The following is a 14,871-nucleotide window of genomic DNA, read 5'->3' as shown; positions in this document are numbered from 1 at the left end:
CGAGAAACGGATCGCGTGAAGCCTGAAAGGCCCTATAGCCCTATAGGGAGTCTTAGAGCCGTTCGTCATGTCCGTCATGGACCCGATATTGCAAGATCGCCTCGAAGCCGGTTCCAAGGCCGCCGATCAGAATGGGATTGCCGACGGGATCGAAAGGTTGCGGCTGCTGAATGACATTGACGATCTTTTGGCGCCCTTCGCGAAAAGACATAAAAGTCTAATGGCGCGCGCCGACGGCCCCTCGAGACGAGCTGCGCCGATCGACGGCTAACGCGGAAATAGAGCGCGAGAGGCGGGGAGAAGCATGAATGAGCGAAGAGCCTTGGCCGACCGAGATCAAGCTTCTTGAGGGCGGGCGCATGCTGAACGTCGCCTTCGACGACGGCGCGAGCTTCGCGCTCACCGCCGAGCTGCTGCGCACGCAAAGCCCGAGCGCCGAGGTTCAGGGCCATTCGCCGGAAGAGCGGGTCACCGTCGGCGGCAAGCGCAATGTCGCCATCATCGGCGTCGCGCCGGTCGGCAATTACGCCATTCGGCTCGACTTCGACGACATGCATGGCACCGGCATCTACACCTGGGGCTATTTGCGCGAGCTTGGCGAAGGGGCCCCGGCGATATTCGACGCCTATCTCCAGGAGCTCGCGGCCAAGGGGTTGGATCGCGACCGGCCCGGAGAGAGATAGGCGTTTAAGGCTCGCATCAAATGCCCAAGCCCCTCACCTACCTCTCCCCGCAAGCGGGGAGAGGGGTCGTCGACGTTGCGCCTGATATTGAAAAAATTTTGGCATCCCAGCGCCGCTTCTTGGAGCGAAGCGCTAGCCGCCTCCTCTCCCCGCTTGCGGGGAGAGGTAAGGTGAGGGGCTCGGGGGGTTATAGATCCCGCCGCTAAACCTAGCGCGTCACCACCACCCGCGTGCCGACTTTCGCTCGGCTGTAGAGGTCGACGACGTCGTCATTGGTCATGCGGATGCAGCCGGAGGATACCGCCTGGCCGATCGTCCAGGGCTCGTTGGAGCCGTGGATGCGATAGAGCGTGCCCGAGAGATACATGGCGCGCGCCCCGAGCGGGTTGTTGAGTCCGCCCTCCATATGGCGCGGCAGGTCGGGACGACGGCGGAGCATTTGCGAGGGCGGCGTCCAGTCCGGCCATTCGCGCTTGCTGGAGATGAAGCGCGTGCCGGCCCATTCGAAGCCCGGCCGCCCGACGCCGACGCCATAACGGATTGCCTGGCCGCCGCCGAGCACGTAATAGAGCCGCCGCTCGCTCGTCGAGATGACGATCGTGCCCGGCGCATATCCGCCGAAGGAGACGATCTCGCGCGGAACCGCCTCGGCCTGGGGGCGGCCGTCGGCGGCGTTGGGCGCCGGCGCGAACCCGCCGCCGCCAAAGAGCGCCGAGAGCGGGTCGACATCCGGCGCAGGCTGCGGCGTCGGGCCGCGAGCGAGAGCTTGTGAGGAGAAAGCGCTAAGAGCGCCGAGCGCGCCAATGGCGTAAATCAAGGCAAGAGCAGGACCCCGCATGATGTTCCCTTGGTTGTGAGCGTGAATGGGGAGATGCGCCGCGAATCAATCTATCCTGTTTCAAGGAACCGCGCCGATTAGACTTGCAGTCGGCGCGCGCAGGCAAGCGCCAAGGCGCGTTTGGGCGGTCGTCTCGCCTATTTTTGCAGCAACAGTGGCGGGGCGGCAACAGTCGCGCCCGCCGGCGGGCGGGCGTTCAGCTAAATTTGAGCGTAACGGCCTGCTTGACGCCGGGCAGGCGCTCGATCTTAGAAAGCGCCCGCGCCGGCAAGTCGCCGTCGATGGCGACAAGCGCCACGGCCTGCCCGCCGGGCCGGTCGCGGCCAAGCGCGAACGTGGCGATATTAACCTCGGCGTCGCCCAGCGCGCCGGCGAAACGGCCGATAAAGCCCGGTCGGTCCTCATTCGTCAGATAGATCATCGAAGGGGAAAATTCGGCGTCGACGCCTATGTCGCCGATGCGGATGATGCGCGGCTTGCCGTCATGGAACACCGTGCCGGAAACCCTGATCTCTCCTTGCGCCGTCAGCGCGTTGAGCGTGATCAGCGACTCATAGTCGCCTTGCGCCTCGCGCGTGATCTCCTCGACCGCGACGCCGCGCTCCTTGGCGACGACGGGCGCGGCGACGGCGTTGATGTCTTCGAGAATCGGCCGCAGCAGGCCGGAAATCGCCGCCGCCGTCATGGCGCGGGTTTTCTCGAGCGTGACCGCGCCTTCATAGACGACCGACAATTTCTCGACGCCGGCGCGGGCGACCTGTCCGGCGAAAAGACCGAGCTTTTCGGCAAGCTCGATGAAAGGCTTGAGGCGCGGGGCCTCCTCCGCGGTGATCGAAGGGAAGTTCACGGCGTTGGCGATCGCGCCGCGCGTCAAATAATCGGACATTTGTTCGGCGATCTGCAGCGCGACCTTCTCCTGCGCCTCGCTCGTCGAGGCGCCGAGATGCGGCGTGCAGACGACATGCGGATGGCCGAACAGCGGATTTTCCGTCGCCGGCTCTTTCGCGAAAACGTCGAAAGCGGCGCCGGCGATATGGCCGTCGTCGAGCGCCTTGCGCAGCGCCTCCTCGTCGACGAGCCCGCCGCGGGCGCAATTGACGATGCGCGCGCCCTTTTTCGTCTTGGCGATGTTCTCCGCCGACAGAATGTTCTTCGTATGCGCCGTGAGCGGCGTGTGCAGCGTGATGAAATCGGCGCGGGCGAGGAGATCGTCGAGTTCGACCTTTTCGACGCCAAGCGTCCTGGCGCGCTCCTCGGTGAGATAGGGGTCGAAGGCGATGACGCGCATTTTGAGGCCGATCCCGCGCTCGGCGACATTGGAGCCAATATTGCCGCAGCCGACGACGCCGAGCGTCTTGCCGGTGATCTCGACCCCCATGAAGCGGTTTTTCTCCCATTTGCCGGCCTGGGTGGAGGCGTCGGCGGCGGGGATTTCGCGCGCGAGCGCGAACATCAGGGCGATGGCGTGCTCGGCGGCGGTGACCGAATTGCCGAAGGGCGTATTCATGACGATGACGCCGCGCGCCGTCGCCGCGGGAACGTCGACATTGTCGACGCCGACGCCGGCGCGGCCGACGACCTTGAGCCGGCTCGCCCGCTGCAGGAGGTCGGCCGTCACTTTCGTCGCGGAGCGGATCGCCAGCCCGTCGTAATCGCCGATGGCGGCGGCGAGCTTGTCGCTGTCCTTGCCAAGCGTCGGCTCGCAATCGACCTCGATGCCGCGCAAGCGGAAAATCTGCGCGGCGGCCGGCGAGAGCGAGTCGGAGATGAGCACCCGGGGCGGCATGGCGGCTCCGTTTTGTTGAGCCGTTGCCGGCTCGCGGAAAGATTGATATCTATCATTGATAGATATCTATGGGAAAGCCAAGATGGCCACGGCCAAACTATTTCAACATGGGCGCAGCCAAGCGGTTCGCCTACCCAAGGAATTTCGTTTGCCGGGAACGGAAGTTCGCGTCAGCAAGATCGGCAATAAGGTCATTCTGGAGCCGATCGAAGCCTCCCCATTCGACGTCGACGCGTGGCGCGCCAAATTGGACGCCATGGGCGCTGAGAATTTCCTGCCGGCGGGTTTGCCGGATGAGCCGCCGCTTGCGCCCGACGAGTCGATCTCATTCGAGTGACGCCATCAATGTTTTGCCTCGACACCAATGTCGTCATTTTCGCGCTCAACAAACGCAAGCCCCAAATCGCCGAAAGACTCGCGACGGAACTGAAGGCGGGCGCGGCGCTGATGATTCCGGCGGCGGCGATTTTTGAACTCAGTTACGGCATCGCGAAAAGCAAACGTCCGCAACAGGCGAGGGCGCTCTTGGAGGAGTTTCTTTCCGCCGGCTTCGAACTGCCCGCCTTCGACGTCGAAGACGCGCGCGAAGGCGGAGACATTCGAGCTTTCCTCGAAGAACGCGGAACGCCTATCGGTCCGTTCGACTATTTGATCGCCGCTCAGGCGCGGCGGCGAGGGGCCGTGCTGGTGACGACAAATCGACGCGAATTCGATCGCGTCCCAAATTTGATGGTGACGGACTGGGGCGATCAATAGAGCAAGTTCTCAAAAAAAGTTGACAGACTTTTTCGATCGGAACTTGCTCCATGGCTTGAGGGATTTCCTTCGATCGGACGGCGTCGTCGGGTTGCTTGTTACGCCGCCTGCGCGATCTCGACCGACGCCTCGGCATAGGCCCAATCAAGCCATTGCGTCAGCAGCGCCACGTCGGAGGCCTCGACCGTCGCGCCGCACCAGATGCGAAAGCCGGGGGGCGCGTCGCGATAGGCGCCAAAATCATAGCCCGCGCCTTCGCTCTCGATCATCGCGACCATGCTTTTGGCGAGCGCTTTTTGCGCCTCCGGCGTTTTCGCCGCGCATTCCTTTGAGAAGACGAGGCAGACGCCGGTATTGGAGCGCGTCGCCGGATCTACAGCGAGAAAATCGATCCAGGGCGTTCTTTCCACCCAGTCGGCGGCGACGCGCGCATTGGCGTTCGCCCGCGCGAAAAGCGCGTCCAACCCGCCGATGGATTTCGCCCAGGCAAGCGCGTCGAGATAATCCTCGACCGCGAGCAGGGAGGGCGTATTGATCGTCTCGCCCTCGAAAATCTCCTCGTTGAGCTTGCCCCGCTTCGTCAGCCGGAAAATCTTCGGCAGCGGCCAGGGCGGCGCATAGGTTTCGAGCCGCTCGACGGCGCGCGGCGAGAGGATCAGCACCCCATGCGCCGCTTCGCCGCCCAGAACCTTCTGCCAGCTATAGGTCGTCACATCGAGCTTGGCGAAATCGAGCGGCTGCGCGAAGGCGGCGGAGGTCGCGTCGCAGATCGTGAGCCCCTTGCGGTCGAGCGGAATGAAGTCGGCGTTCGGAACGCGCACCCCCGAGGTCGTGCCGTTCCAGGCGAAGACGACGTCCCGCTCGAAATCGAGCTGCGAGAGGTCGGGCAATTCGCCGAAGGGCGCGACGACGCCGCGGGCGTTTTCGAGCTTCAACTGGTCGAGAACGTCCGTCACCCAGTCTTTCGAAAAGCTCTCCCAGGCGACGACGTCGACGCCGCGCGGACCGAGCAGCGACCAGAGCGCCATTTCGACCGCCCCGGTGTCCGAGGCCGGGACGATTCCGATCCGGTAATCCTGCGGAACCTGCAAAACCTCGCGGGTGAGCGCGATCGCCTGTGCGAGCTTCCCCTTGCCGGCCTTGGAGCGGTGCGAGCGTCCGAGCGCGGCGCCGGCGAGATTGTCGAAGGACCAGCCCGGGCGCTTGGCGCAGGGACCGGAGGAAAAACGCGGATTGGCCGGCTTGGCGCCGGGCTTTGTTATCTTGTCGACGGCGGGCATGAGCGGGAGCGTCCTAATCGATCGCGGCGAGGCCGCGCAAAGAATTCGCGCTACGCGCTGGGCGGGCGGCCGTCAAGAGCCGGGGCTTCGCCCGCGCCTTTAGGAAAACGCCCCTCACGCCCGCGACGACGGCGTCGCGCTAATATAGTTGACAAGGAAATCATTTTGAGTAGTTTCCTAGTCAACCAAAGAGCGCGTAATGCATTCGACTTCACCTGTTTCGGCCCTCACCGCGCATCTCGGCTTCTGGCTGCGCATGGTGTCCAACCATGTTTCCCATGCTTTCGCCGACAAGCTGGCGAGCAAGGAGGTGACAGTGGCGGAATGGAGCGTGATGCGCGCGCTCTACGGCAGGAAACCGACGCCGCCCAGCCGTCTGGCGGATGAGATGGGCATGACGCGGGGAGCGATCACCAAACTCGCCGACAGATTGATCGCCAAGTCGCTGATCGCGCGCGAAGCCAATGCGGACGACCGCCGCGCGCAGACGCTCGGCCTGACGGAGCGAGGCGTCGATCTCGTGCCGGAGCTGGCCGCGCTCGCCGATCGCAACGACGCAGAATTTTTCGGGCGCCTGACGGCGGATGAACGGAAGACTTTGGAACGGCTTCTGAAGCGCATGGCTGAGAGCGGCCATATGACGGCGACGCCGATCGACTGAACTCGATCACGCCCTTTCACGGAGAACGCCTATGAATGACCACCAGAAAACAACTGCGCGCGCCTGCCTCGAAGGGGCCGAGGGGAATATGATGGCCTTCCCCCAAATCGTCACAGCGCTAACGAATGCTGGATTTGAAGGCTACGCCGTCGACTTCCGGCGGGCGACCGCGACCTATTATCTGCCGGATGGGGAGAGCCTCGAGCTGCCCGCTCACCGGGTCGACGCGCCCGTCGCGCCGACGTTCGACGCCGCGCTCTTGCGGGCCGCCATCCAAGAAGCGCAGCAGCAAGTTCCTGGCTATACGTATGAGGGCTTTTGCAAGAACGCCGCATTAGCAGGTTGCGCCGGCTACATCGTGTCGTTCTATGGCCGCCGGGCGCTTTACATCGGCCGGACCGCCGAAACCCATGTCGAGCATTTCCCGAATTAGGAAACGGCGGTCCCTGGCCTGGCGGGCTGACGTTACGGCCGAAGCGAAGACGCCAACCCCGATCTGACGCGGATGAGAGGCAAGCGGCGGCGTGACTTTTTTCCGCGCGCGGTTACGCTGGGCCAAAAGCATAAAACCAAAGGGAGGAGCTCGAGCCATGTCGAAGCCTGCGGAAGGCTACCGCTATTTCGTCACCTATTCCGGTCTGCGCCTGCCGCTCAATCTCGTGCAGCCGCTCGACGAGAAGGAGCTGCATAATCGCAACACCTATATCCGCGCGACCTATGACGCCGACGGAAGGCTCGCGACCTGCGAAAAGCTCGTCTATGGCGAAGTGGAGCTCCTGCACGAATATTTCTATCGCGCGGATGGCGTGCTTTCGAGCGCCCGCATCGCCATGGGCGAGGATGAATCGGTCGTCGAATGCGACGCCGCCGGCGCGCCCATCAGGGCCTAGCCCCGCTTGCTCCCCGCCCTTGTCACGGCTAAGGCTTGGTCTCCGGAGCTTGATCACGGGGCGAGGACATGGCTGACAAGGGCATGGCTGACGAGGCGCATTGGCTGGACAGGCTGTTTTCGACGCCGCATGTCGTGCCCAGACGCGCATTTCTCGCATCGGGCGCCGCCGTCTTCGCGGCCGCCTCCATTGGCGAAGCGGGCGCGGCGACCGGCGCAAGCGGCGCGACGGATCAGGATCGCGCCTATATGCGCCAGGCGATCGAACTGATGCGCAAGGCCGGCGTCGTCGACAAGACCGGCGGCCCGTTCGGCGTCGTGATCGTGCGGGATGGCGAGGTGCTCGCCGCCGAGGGCAATAGCGTCGTGCGGGACAACGATCCCACCGCCCATGCCGAAGTGAAGGCGATCCGCGCCGCCTGCAAGAAAGTCGGCTCCCCGCACCTCAAGGGCGCCACCCTGTTTTCGAGCTGCGAGCCCTGTCCTATGTGCTATGCGGCCTCCTATTGGGCGCGCGTGAATAAAATCTATTATGCGGCCGCCTGGCCGGACTACGCCGATCTCTTCGACGACGCCAATATCAGCGCCGATATCAAGAAGCCTTACGCCCAGCGGACTGTTCCGGTCGAACCGCTGCTGCGGAGCGAAGCCCAGAAGGTCTGGGCCGAATTTCGCAATTTGCCCGACCGCGCCAAATATTGACGCTGCATCCCCGGAGCCGCTATCCCGTCGCGGCTTCCTTCGGCGTCTTGGCGGTGATCGCCAATGCATGGACGCGCTCGGCGAGTTCGTCCGCGAGAAGGGTGTTGATGAGGCGGTGGCGTTCGACCCGGCTCTTGCCTTCAAAGGCGTCGCTTACCACTTCTACTTTAAAGTGCGTTTCGCCGTCGGGGTGGTTGTGCTTGTGGCCCGCATGATGATGCGACTCGTCGATGACGTTGAGTATCGCGGGCGCAAGGCCGTCGGTGAGCTTGCGCGCGATCTTCGTCTTGACGACGCCCTGGCCTTCATCCGTCATTTTCATCTCCTCAAAGCGTTTTCCGCCGATGGGGTCGCCGGTTCGGCTTAAGAAAACGCATTAAATTTACTGCAAGCGCTGTCCATGAATCGATGATTCATGGATAGGAACTATGCGCCGCCTTTAAAAGCGGCGCCTTCAAACCGCCGCGCCTTTTTAGCACAACGCCGTATCCTTATGCTTGCGGCATGCCAGCGCGCCGTCATAATGGAAGAACATGGACCTCAACTCGCCCCTTTTTGATCGGATAAGGACGCAGCGTCAGTCGCGCGAAGAGCCGCGGGAAAGCAGCGTCATGCGTTGCGACGCGCCGGGCTGCGAGGCGGAGGGCGCCTATCGCGCGCCGATGGGACGGTTGCGCGAAGGGCAATATTTCTGCTTCTGCCTTGAACATGTCCGCGAATATAACGCGTCCTACAATTATTTTAACGGCATGAACGACGCCGACGTCGCCCGCTATCTTAAGGACGCAACCGTCGGCCATCGCCCCACCTGGTCGATGGGAACGCGGCGCGGGCAAGCAGGCTTTCGCGAGGAAGGGGCGGCGACGGAGGACCCTATGGGCCTTTACCGCAGCCGCTTTCGCCGTCCCGCGCCCGCGCCCAAGCGGGCGCCGCGCCATTCGCCGGTCACGATCCGGGCCTTCGTCGCGCTTGGCCTCGAGGAGACCGCCGATGGGGAGGCGATCCGAACGCGCTATAAGGAGCTCGTCAAGCGCCACCACCCCGACGCGAATGGCGGCGATCGCTCCCGCGAAGAAAAATTGCGGGAAATCATCCATGCCTATAAGACGCTAAGGGCGGCCCGGCTGGTCTAAGCCTTGCTCGTCGGACCGGGCGCGAAAGGCGAAAGCTCTTTGCGTCGCGAGGCGCGTCGCGGACGCGGGAGCGCGAACAGTCCGCGAACGGAGGACGTATTTTGGTCGTAGCAGAACACGCCGGCGCGGGCCTCGACAGCCAGCCGGATATGAAAATCTCGGTGCGCCAGGTCTTCGGGATCGACTCCGATATGGAGGTTCCGGCCTTCTCGGAAAGAAACGAGCATGTGCCGGATCTGGACGCGGATTATCTCTTCGACCGGCAGACGACGCTCGCCATTCTCGCCGGCTTCGCCAGGAATCGCCGCGTCATGGTGACGGGCTATCACGGCACTGGCAAATCGACCCATATCGAGCAGGTGGCGGCGCGGCTCAACTGGCCCTTCGTGCGCGTCAATCTTGACAGCCATATTTCGCGCGTCGACCTCGTCGGCAAGGACGCGATCGTCCTCAAGGACGGCAAGCAGGTCACGGAATTTCGCGACGGCATTCTGCCCTGGGCGGTCCAGCACAATGTCGCGCTCTGTTTCGACGAATATGACGCCGGCCGCCCCGACGTGATGTTCGTCATCCAGCGCGTGCTGGAGGTGTCCGGCCGTCTTACGCTGCTCGACCAGAATCGCGTCATCCGTCCGCATCCGTCCTTCCGTCTGTTCGCGACGGCGAATACGGTGGGGCTTGGCGACACGTCGGGCCTCTATCATGGCACGCAGCAAATCAATCAGGCGCAGATGGACCGCTGGTCGATCGTGACGACTCTGAATTATCTGCCCCACGACGCCGAAACCAATATCGTGCTCGCCAAGGCGAAGTCCTACGCCGCGACGAAGGAAGGCCGCGACATCGCCAATAAGATGGTGCGCGTCGCGGATCTCACGCGCAACGCTTTCATGGCCGGCGATCTCTCCACGGTGATGAGCCCGCGCACGGTCATCACCTGGGCGGAGAACGCCGAGATTTTCGGCGATATCGGCTTCGCCTTCCGCCTGACCTTCCTCAATAAATGCGATGAGTTGGAGCGGCCGCTGGTCGCTGAGTTTTATCAGCGCTGCTTCGGCAAGGAGCTGCCCGAAAGCGCGGTGAATGTGGTGATGACCTGATATAAGGCGGCTGAAAGGAGCGAAGGATGTCCGCGCCGGTCCGAAAGAGCCCTGTGACGCGCCCCGCTTCGCGCTATCGAGACGACCTTTACGGCTGGTCGCGCGAGCAGGCTGAACTGCTGCGCGCCGGCCGATTGAGCGAGCTCGACGCGTCAAACATCGCCGAGGAGCTCGACGACGTGGGAAGCGAGCAATATGACAAGCTCCAAAGCGCGCTAACCGTTCTTCTCACCCATTTCCTGAAATGGGATCGACAGCCAGAACTGCGTTCGCGAAGCTGGGTGAATTCCATCCGCGAACAGAGACGGCGCGTCGAGCGGCAGTTGCGCAAGAACCCCGGATTGAAATCGCGCCTCTCGGAAGCGATAGAGGAGGCCTATGAGGACGCGCGCGATCGCGCTTCCACCGAGACAAATCTTGATCTGGAGTCTTTCGCGCAGACGAACCCATACGCTCTTGAAGAAATCATGAGCCGCGCATTCGATTGGCCTCCGGCGGCGTGAGCCGAGAAGGGGCGTTGGTCGCGCCGCCCTTCGCTATACGGAACGAAATTTGCTTAAACGCGGGCGTCTCGAAACCCCATCAACGCGAGGAGCCGATGCCGCTTTACGCCTATGTCTGCAACGATTGCGCCGCCGAATTCGAGCTTCTGGTTCGCGCTTCGGACGTTCCGGCCTGCCCCTCCTGCGGGAGCGAGAAATTGCAGCAGCAGGTGTCGCGCATCTGCAATGAAATCAAATATCCGGCGATCGCCAAATCCTGGCGCCGGCGCGCCGCGGCGGAAGGCGATCTCTCCAATTTCAGCAAGGGCGAGCGCAAGTTATAGAGGCTTTCGCCCTAGACGCGCCGCGCTTGTTGGAAAAGCGCGAACGGGCGGCGGGCGAGCCGCCAAATTTCCGCAATTTTAAATAATCCTTGCTCTCGTCTCACGCAGGCGAGTTTTCGCCGGATTTCGATTCAAATACGCTGCAGCCCTTCGATTTGGCGCTATTTCTGCGCGCCAGCGAGGCGGAAAACATAGAGGCCACCCAAAATCGCCCCCGAATTGGGCGGAGGATCGCGAGATGCGGATCAGGGAAATGATCGCCGTAACGGGCCTCGCGCTCCTTGTCGGCGCCTGCGCCACGACCGCCGAACAGCGGGCGATCGACGAAGGGCGCTGCCGCGGTTACGGCTTTCGCAAGGGGACGGACGCCTTTTCGAAATGCCTTCTCGACGTCGACCTCAATCGCGACGCCGACCGGCGCGCAAGCCTCGCCTATCCTCGCTCTTGGGGGCCCGGCTGGTACGGGGGCCCCGGCTGGCGTTATTGGTGAGGCGTCAAGAAAGCGCGGATTAAGCCAGCCGAAAAGAGCATTCGCCGCTTCAAGCGCTTCGCAAGGGGCGGCGCGCGCCCGGCTCCCCGACAAGCTTTTCCATCGCACCAATCTTCGCCGCGCGCAGCGACCCTCCAACGGTCGTCGGGGTCGCCATAGGGGAAAGCGTCATTCGGCGCGAGTAATATTGCCCTGCGACAATTGGTCCATCTTCGTCCCGCGACGCGCCCATCCAGCAATATTTCCGTCTGCTTATATGAGCTTTTCTTGGTTGCTATTGATATAAATCAAGTAGAAATACTTTTTAAAAACCTAATGCTGTTAGAGCTTATGCTTGATAAAAGCTTGCAATATTCGAAATATTTCTTATACACCACGAGATAGGCTGCAGCTGTTTTGGACATTCCCGCGGGCGGCTTATGTAATTTCTTCGCAGGCATGTCCAAGTAAAAGAGACAAAATGAGCATGAACAGCGCAGCTTCTTCGCGTATGAAGGGTTTGGTATGGGTTGCCGGCGGCGTCGCCGCGATCGTGACCCTGATCTTCCTGGCCCCCTTCATTTCGCACCTCGGCTAATATTCGGCGTCCGAGAAAAGCCGCGCGGCGACGCGCGGCTTTTTCGCGTCTTGTTGTCGACTTGCGACCTCGCGGGCATATACTGGCTCCATGCCTCCCGCCCCCACGAACCGCCGTCCCCCCTCCGCCAAGGAGGCGCCGCAGGAGCCGTTCAAGCGCGCCGTCGCCGGCTGCATGCGCGCCATGGCGCGCTCGCCCGGGCTCGACGTGATCTTCGCCCCCGAACGCCCCTCGCTCGTCGCCGCGCCGTCGGGCTCCAATGAAGGCGCCAAGGCGCGTCTCACCGAGCCGCCGCGAAAGCTCACGCCGAAGGACGCCGCCATTTTGCGCGGCCAGTCGGATTCGCTCGCGCTGCGCCTCGCTTGCCACGACGACGCGCTGCATCGCCGCTATGCGCCGGACTCGCCTGACGCCCGCGCAGCCTTCGACGCGCTGGAGCAGGCGCGCTGCGAATCGATCGGGGCGCGGCGCATGGCCGGCGTCGCCGCCAATATCGGCGCGATGCTCGACGACCGCTATCAGCGCGCCCATGCGGCGGAGATTTCATCGCGCGAGGACGCGCCGCTCGAAGACGCGCTCGCGCTTCTCGCCCGGCAGCGCCTCGCCGGCGTCAACCCGCCGCCGCACGCCGAGAAGATCGTCGATCTGTGGCGCGACGCGATCGAGGATCGCGCCGGCGCCGATCTCGACCGGCTGTCCGGGGCGGTGGAGGATCAGCGGCTTTTCGCGCAGATTGTGCGCGAGCTTCTCTCTCATCTCGACATGGCGACTGGCGAAGCGCCGGACGAAACGTCCGCCGATGAGGAAAGCGAGGAGGCGCCGCAAAATCCCGACGAGAGCGAAAGCGAAGACAAGGACGAGGAAGAATCGAAAAGCGCCGCCGAAATGGAGACGGCGCTCGCCGCCGATGAGGCGAGCGAAGAGGGCGAAAGCGATTCGGCCGAAGCGCCCTATGGCGAGACCGAGCAGGAGTCGGACGCCGGCGACTCCGAGGAAGCCGCCGAGGCGCAGCGCCCCACGACGCCTTCCGCCGAGCGTTCCGGCGCGGATTATCACGCCTATACGACGCGCTTCGACGAGACCGTGCGCGCCGAGGAATTATGCGACATGGAGGAGCTCGACAGGCTGCGCGCCTATCTCGACAAGCAGCTGCTCCATCTTACCTCCGTCGTCGGGCGTCTCGCCAACCGCCTGCAGCGCCGCCTCATGGCGCAGCAAAGCCGGTCCTGGGAATTCGATCTCGAAGAGGGCATGCTCGATCCGGCGCGCCTGCCGCGCGTCATCATCGATCCGCAACAGGCCCTGTCCTTCAAGCGCGAGAAGGACATGGATTTTCGCGACACGGTGGTCACGCTGCTGCTCGATAATTCCGGCTCCATGCGCGGGCGCCCCATCACCGTCGCGGCGACCTGCGCCGACATTCTCGCCCGCACGTTGGAGCGCTGCGGCGTGAAGGTGGAAATCCTCGGCTTCACCACGCGCGCCTGGAAAGGCGGCCAGTCGCGCGAAGCCTGGATCGCCGAAGGCAAGAAACCCAGTCCCGGCCGGCTCAACGACATTCGCCATATCATCTACAAATCCGCCGACGCGCCTTGGCGGCGCGCCCGGCGCAATCTCGGCCTGATGATGCGGGAAGGGCTCTTGAAGGAAAATATCGACGGCGAGGCGCTCGACTGGGCGCATCGCCGCTTGCTCGCGCGCACGGAGCAGCGGCGCATTTTGATGATGATCTCCGACGGCGCGCCGGTCGACGATTCGACGCTTTCGGTCAATCCGGGAAATTATCTCGAACGCCATCTGCGCCATGTCATTCATGAAATCGAGACCAAATCGCCCGTTGAGCTGATCGCAATCGGCATCGGCCATGACGTGACGCGCTACTACCGCCGCGCGGTGACGATCATCGACGCAGAGGAACTCGGCGGCGCCATGACGGAAAAGCTCGCCGAGCTCTTCAGCGAAAACGCCGCGCCCCCGCCGCCCGCGTCCCGGGAGTTCCGCGCGGCGCCGCTTGCGCGCGCCGCGCATTAAATTAGCTGTCGACAGCGGCATACTCGGCGAGCCCAGGCGCGAATTACAACGCTTGCCGACTTCACGAAGCGTTACCCTTTTTTTATCGGCGTTGGGTCGGGGTTAGGTGCCGGATTGCTTTTGTTGCTGGGATCAGCCTTGGGCAACGGATTGGTCTTCGTCGAGGAGGCGACGGTTTTAACTGGCGCTTTGCTATTGGCCGACAGGGAGGGCTTAGGTTCCAACCCGCCACTGGGCAGCGGGCAGTTATTGGTGGGGGTGAAATTATAGGTGAGTTTGCCCCGGGCACCTTCGATGATGACTTCTCCGCTCTTCTTGCCTCCTTCTCCGCTCTTCTTGCTCCCTTCTCCGCTGTCAGCGCTCGCCGTGCTTGAGGAGGTGGTTGCCGTCTGTTTTGCTTTAGTCGCAGAATTACTCAAGCTTGCGATCGCGGAGTCCACGGTTCCTGCCGCCGCATACGCCTGTAAATCGGAAAGCACAAAGCCAATCGGATATTGCGCGGCTGAGCAATTATCCATCCGGTCAACAATAATATTTTTGATCTTTATTCTATCCGCATCCATCTGCGTCTGTAAGGCTTGGAGCGTTTGAGTTCGCAGAAGATCTTCATTGTAAATTGCTCTTGCTCCACCAACCGCCGTCGCGGCGGTTGCAAGCACTTTCGTTGTTTGCACAACAGGGATCGCCGTGGCGGCCGTGGTGAGACCGAGCTGAGCAAAATCTGAGAATGAGGCGACGCCGGTATCGCTCACGTTAAGGAGCGATACAAAATTGAAATACTCCCTATCAATGTCGAACATTTTTACAGAAATATATTGATTTCTTCTAAGTTTATCTGGGTAATATGTGTATTCATGGTGAAATATATAACCTTCTGCGCCACTTTTTATAACATTTAACTCATATTCTGGGAATGATTTAGCAAATTGATCGGCTCCTGATACCTGAGAAAAATATTGAAGTGATCTACATCCGCCAGTTAAACTTGAGCTAATTGCAACAATACCTGCAAAGGCCAATTTTATGGCCGGTTTTGAATCGTAGCTCATGTGTCATCCCTCAATAAGTTTGAAAAAGCCTCCAACAAACTCCAATACATTGATTCGAGATGCTACATAT

Annotated in this window: 19 protein-coding genes; 13 read left to right on the top strand and 6 right to left on the bottom strand. The window is 62.2% G+C overall.

Translation table 11 applies throughout. The features are described 5' to 3' along the window. Nucleotides 1-52 precede the first annotated feature (52 nt). A complete protein-coding gene (locus tag V3H18_RS08665; protein ID WP_332081620.1) occupies nucleotides 53-211 on the bottom strand; it encodes a hypothetical protein in 159 nt (52 codons plus the stop codon). 97 nt (nucleotides 212-308) lie between these two features. Here V3H18_RS08665 and V3H18_RS08660 point away from each other — a divergent pair, with 97 nt between their 5' ends. After that, the gene (locus V3H18_RS08660; protein WP_332081619.1) at nucleotides 309-683 is read left to right on the top strand and encodes a DUF971 domain-containing protein; all 375 of its coding nucleotides are present in this window, start codon (nucleotides 309-311) and stop codon (nucleotides 681-683) included. A 208-nt stretch (nucleotides 684-891) separates the two neighbouring features. Here the strand turns inward: V3H18_RS08660 and V3H18_RS08655 are convergent, their stop codons facing one another. Together V3H18_RS08655 and serA are read right to left on the bottom strand one after the other, a co-directional pair. Further along, complete coding sequence (locus V3H18_RS08655; RefSeq protein ID WP_332081618.1) at nucleotides 892-1,521, bottom strand: L,D-transpeptidase; 630 nt, start codon at nucleotides 1,519-1,521, stop codon at nucleotides 892-894. 196 nt (nucleotides 1,522-1,717) lie between these two features. Further along, entirely contained in the window at nucleotides 1,718-3,307 is a 1,590-nt protein-coding gene (gene serA, locus V3H18_RS08650) for a phosphoglycerate dehydrogenase (protein WP_332081617.1), read from the bottom strand. Between the two features lie 82 nt (nucleotides 3,308-3,389). Between serA and V3H18_RS08645 the strand changes: the two genes are divergently transcribed. Next, nucleotides 3,390-3,644, top strand: a complete 255-nt coding sequence (locus tag V3H18_RS08645) for an antitoxin (protein WP_332081616.1) — start codon at nucleotides 3,390-3,392, stop codon at nucleotides 3,642-3,644. Next, on the top strand, nucleotides 3,641-4,063 hold the full coding sequence (locus V3H18_RS08640; protein ID WP_332081615.1) for a type II toxin-antitoxin system VapC family toxin: 423 nt from the start codon (nucleotides 3,641-3,643) through the stop codon (nucleotides 4,061-4,063). The genes V3H18_RS08645 and V3H18_RS08640 overlap by 4 nt, the downstream gene beginning before the upstream one ends. 98 nt (nucleotides 4,064-4,161) lie before the next feature. On the opposite strand, the gene V3H18_RS08635 is transcribed toward V3H18_RS08640, so the two are convergent. Continuing rightward, nucleotides 4,162-5,343, bottom strand: coding sequence for a phosphoserine transaminase (locus tag V3H18_RS08635; protein ID WP_332081614.1), 1,182 nt, complete (start codon nucleotides 5,341-5,343; stop codon nucleotides 4,162-4,164). A gap of 199 nt (nucleotides 5,344-5,542) precedes the next feature. On the opposite strand from V3H18_RS08635, the gene V3H18_RS08630 reads away from it, so the two are divergent. The 4 genes from V3H18_RS08630 to V3H18_RS08615 all read left to right on the top strand — a co-directional run bounded on the left by V3H18_RS08630 (nucleotide 5,543) and on the right by V3H18_RS08615 (nucleotide 7,595). Beyond that, entirely contained in the window at nucleotides 5,543-6,004 is a 462-nt protein-coding gene (locus V3H18_RS08630) for a MarR family winged helix-turn-helix transcriptional regulator (protein ID WP_332081613.1), read from the top strand. Nucleotides 6,005-6,035: 31 nt separating this feature from the next. Next, nucleotides 6,036-6,437, top strand: coding sequence for a DUF1398 domain-containing protein (locus V3H18_RS08625; protein ID WP_332081612.1), 402 nt, complete (start codon nucleotides 6,036-6,038; stop codon nucleotides 6,435-6,437). 157 nt (nucleotides 6,438-6,594) lie between these two features. Then, complete coding sequence (locus tag V3H18_RS08620; RefSeq protein ID WP_332081611.1) at nucleotides 6,595-6,894, top strand: DUF6156 family protein; 300 nt, start codon at nucleotides 6,595-6,597, stop codon at nucleotides 6,892-6,894. Between the two features lie 68 nt (nucleotides 6,895-6,962). After that, nucleotides 6,963-7,595, top strand: a complete 633-nt coding sequence (locus V3H18_RS08615) for a nucleoside deaminase (RefSeq protein WP_332081610.1) — start codon at nucleotides 6,963-6,965, stop codon at nucleotides 7,593-7,595. Between the two features lie 19 nt (nucleotides 7,596-7,614). Here the strand turns inward: V3H18_RS08615 and V3H18_RS08610 are convergent, their stop codons facing one another. Then, a complete protein-coding gene (locus tag V3H18_RS08610; protein WP_332081609.1) occupies nucleotides 7,615-7,911 on the bottom strand; it encodes a BolA family protein in 297 nt (98 codons plus the stop codon). A gap of 217 nt (nucleotides 7,912-8,128) precedes the next feature. On the opposite strand from V3H18_RS08610, the gene V3H18_RS08605 reads away from it, so the two are divergent. From V3H18_RS08605 to cobT, 6 genes are all read left to right on the top strand, one after another. Then, nucleotides 8,129-8,728, top strand: a complete 600-nt coding sequence (locus V3H18_RS08605; protein WP_332081608.1) for a J domain-containing protein — start codon at nucleotides 8,129-8,131, stop codon at nucleotides 8,726-8,728. Between the two features lie 149 nt (nucleotides 8,729-8,877). Beyond that, entirely contained in the window at nucleotides 8,878-9,828 is a 951-nt protein-coding gene (gene cobS / locus V3H18_RS08600) for a cobaltochelatase subunit CobS (protein WP_332081644.1), read from the top strand. Nucleotides 9,829-9,854: 26 nt separating this feature from the next. Next, nucleotides 9,855-10,331 (top strand): DUF29 domain-containing protein, encoded by a 477-nt coding sequence (locus V3H18_RS08595; protein WP_332081607.1) that lies wholly within the window; start codon nucleotides 9,855-9,857, stop codon nucleotides 10,329-10,331. A 95-nt stretch (nucleotides 10,332-10,426) separates the two neighbouring features. Next, nucleotides 10,427-10,654 carry an FmdB family zinc ribbon protein gene (locus V3H18_RS08590; RefSeq protein ID WP_332081606.1) on the top strand — a complete coding sequence of 76 codons (228 nt, stop codon included), beginning with the start codon at nucleotides 10,427-10,429 and terminating at the stop codon, nucleotides 10,652-10,654. 238 nt (nucleotides 10,655-10,892) lie between these two features. Then, nucleotides 10,893-11,144 (top strand): hypothetical protein, encoded by a 252-nt coding sequence (locus V3H18_RS08585; protein ID WP_332081605.1) that lies wholly within the window; start codon nucleotides 10,893-10,895, stop codon nucleotides 11,142-11,144. Nucleotides 11,145-11,811: 667 nt separating this feature from the next. Continuing rightward, nucleotides 11,812-13,752, top strand: coding sequence for a cobaltochelatase subunit CobT (cobT, locus tag V3H18_RS08580; protein WP_332081604.1), 1,941 nt, complete (start codon nucleotides 11,812-11,814; stop codon nucleotides 13,750-13,752). Between the two features lie 71 nt (nucleotides 13,753-13,823). Here cobT and V3H18_RS08575 read toward each other — a convergent pair whose 3' ends face one another. Further along, nucleotides 13,824-14,801, bottom strand: a complete 978-nt coding sequence (locus tag V3H18_RS08575; RefSeq protein ID WP_332081603.1) for a hypothetical protein — start codon at nucleotides 14,799-14,801, stop codon at nucleotides 13,824-13,826. Nucleotides 14,802-14,871 lie beyond the last annotated feature (70 nt).

This window comes from Methylocystis borbori (assembly GCF_036576025.1).
Lineage (GTDB): Bacteria > Pseudomonadota > Alphaproteobacteria > Rhizobiales > Beijerinckiaceae > Methylocystis > Methylocystis borbori.
This window is presented reverse-complemented; position numbering and strand designations above follow the sequence as displayed.